1 protein-coding gene is annotated in these 396 nt (G+C 49.0%); it reads right to left on the bottom strand.

The window, feature by feature from the left end:
• Window positions 1-121: 121 nt before the first annotated feature.
• On the bottom strand, window positions 122-396 hold a 275-nt coding region (locus HK25_RS12315; protein WP_143296020.1), incomplete at its 5' end, for a hypothetical protein.

Genomic DNA, 396 nt, shown 5'->3' with positions numbered 1-396 from the left:
TCAGATCCGTAAATTGAGCGATATTGCGTCTGATACCAGTCAAGAATCGCATCATAAGTCGGAGCTGTAATGCCGGTTGTGCTAACTGTGCAGGCAATATCAGAGACAGACGAAACAGCCATCAGGACTCTCCGAATATAATTGTTGTAATGCCATAGTTCGTTTGAACCTCAGCACTAACGGTAAGTTTTCTGTTGTTGAGCGTGCTGGAGTAACTGGTGATAGATGAAACACCCTCTGTATTTGCAATTCGTGCCTGTATTGCTGCGTTGTAAACAGAGGTTGTGCGGTTTCCGAGCACATCACTGGCCCAGGGCATGCCATCCGCAGTGTCGGCAAAAAACTCTCCTGACCACAGTCTCAGGCGTGTTCCGATCAGCTGCGCAACCCCGGCAG

The organism is Acetobacter sp. DsW_059, assembly GCF_002153695.1.
GTDB lineage: Bacteria > Pseudomonadota > Alphaproteobacteria > Acetobacterales > Acetobacteraceae > Acetobacter > Acetobacter thailandicus.
The sequence above is the reverse complement of the archived record's forward strand: the minus strand, read 5'-3'. Positions and strand labels throughout refer to the sequence as shown.